This is a genomic window from Hyunsoonleella pacifica (genome assembly GCF_004310335.1).
GTDB lineage: Bacteria > Bacteroidota > Bacteroidia > Flavobacteriales > Flavobacteriaceae > Jejuia > Jejuia pacifica.
The window spans coordinates 1-2,035 of sequence record NZ_SIRS01000011.1 but is presented as its reverse complement, the minus strand read 5'-3'; the positions used below and the strand labels follow the sequence as shown (position 1 = coordinate 2,035).

Below are 2,035 nucleotides of genomic sequence, written 5' to 3'. Positions count from 1 at the left end.
ATCAACCCCGAAGAATAAAAGTTGGTAGTAAAGTCTATGCTATTTATGATATTGTCAATGGGAAACCTATATATAGAACAACCGATAATATAGCTAGTGCAAAGGCTACCAAAACTGATGAATTACACCCAGGAGGCGGGTTAGGTCTAAATTTAGAAGGGCTTAACATGAATATAGGAGTGTGGGACGAAGAAAGTGTACGTGGTACCCATGATGAGTTTAAGGATGACCAAGCTATACCACAATCCAGAGTGATTTATCCTGAATTCCCAGGACTCTTTTTTGGACCTATAAGTGACCATGCAACACATGTTGCGGGGACGCTTTTAGCCAAGGGAGCAGATGCTGATGCCAAAGGTATGGCACCTAAGGCAACATTAAGGTCATATGATTGGGAATTTGACGACGATGAGGCACTAACAGAAGCTGGAAATGGCTTGCTTATATCCAATCACTCTTATGGTGTTCCTATACTAAACTCAGGAGGTACCCAACAGGTTCCATCTCAAAACATTGGAGCCTATACTTCTGCTGCTAGAACATGGGATGATGTAGTTTATAATGCACCATTCTATCTTCCTGTGATGTCTGCAGGTAATGGAGGAACGGATACCTATCCTGGAGGATTAGCTAATGGGTTTGATAAACTAACGGGAAATAAAACCGCTAAAAACACTTTGATTGTAGCCAATGCAGATCCTTTTCTTAATGCTGCTGGAGAAATATCATTTTTAGCTATTAATAGTAGTAGTAGCCAAGGTCCAACGGATGATTTTAGGATAAAACCAGATCTCTCTGGAGATGGCACAGCCGTATATTCTCCATTCTCAGGAAGTGATTCTCAATATAGTACAATATCAGGAACATCAATGGCGTCTCCTAATGTAGCAGGCTCTTTACTTTTGTTACAAGAGTATTACAATCAGTTGAATTCTAATTTTATGAGAGCTTCAACACTAAAAGGGTTGGTATGCCATACAGCTATGGATGATAATACAAAGATAGGACCTGATCCTATTTTTGGTTGGGGACTGCTTAATGCTGAAGATGCAGCAGTATTGATAAAAGATGATAACGATGGTACTGCACTCATTAGAGAAATAACTCTAAATGATAGTGGGAGTTACACCTATCAATTCTCTGCTGATGCAGGTAGTAAGTTAAGTGCTACTATATGTTGGACAGACCCTGCTGGAAATGTATCATCAAGTCCTGGAAACGTACTCACATCGAGACTGATAAACGATTTAGATTTAAGATTAGAAGACTCGAATAGTACAGTGTTTACACCATGGAAACTAGACAACAGTAATGTTACTGGTGCTGCGGTAAAAGGCGATAATGATGTAGATAATATTGAACGTATTGATATTGCAAGTCCTGTTGCAGGTAATTATACCTTAACGGTAACACACAAGGGCAGTTTAACCAATGGGGCTCAAATGTTTTCTGTTATCATTTCTGGTGCAAACCTTACTTTAAACACTAAAGACAATGCATTTTCTAGTTTAAGTGTATGGCCAGTGCCTGCATCAACTAAAATTAATATTACTTATAAAGCACTTCCGCAAGCATCAAAGTTATCGTTATATGATATTAATGGTAGCTTGGTTTTTAAAGATGTGTTACCTGTGAGCATATCTAATGATTATGTTATAAACACCTCTGAGTTTGCAAAGGGTATTTACTTTTTAAATATAGCAAGTGGATCTTCCAAATTCACTAAAAAGATTATTATAAAATAAAACATGAATATTATGAAAAAATTATTAACCATATTAACAATAGCCTTAAGTGTTTGTGTGTTCACAAACTGTGAGGAAAATGAAGATACGCCTGCGATTTTAGATGTAAATTATGTAGGTTTTGAGGCTAGACCTTTAATAGGAGTAGATCCTACTGCTACTGCAACAGAAGAGATAAAAGTAGCTACTTCAAATACGAGTAGTGCTAGCCGCACTTTTAATATTGTTGTAAATGCTGATGCTACTACTGCTGATGCCTCGGCATACTCAGTTCCAACTTCAGTTACAGT

The 2,035-nt window shown here is 37.6% G+C and carries 1 protein-coding gene and 1 pseudogene; both read left to right on the top strand.

Annotated elements, in window-relative coordinates; translation table 11 throughout:
* Window positions 1–1,745 (top strand): S8 family serine peptidase (locus tag EYD46_RS17570; RefSeq protein WP_130938484.1); only part of this gene is annotated, 1,745 nt, incomplete at its 5' end.
* A gap of 12 nt (window positions 1,746–1,757) precedes the next feature.
* Window positions 1,758–2,035: pseudogene (locus EYD46_RS17565) on the top strand (hypothetical protein); the annotation flags it as partial.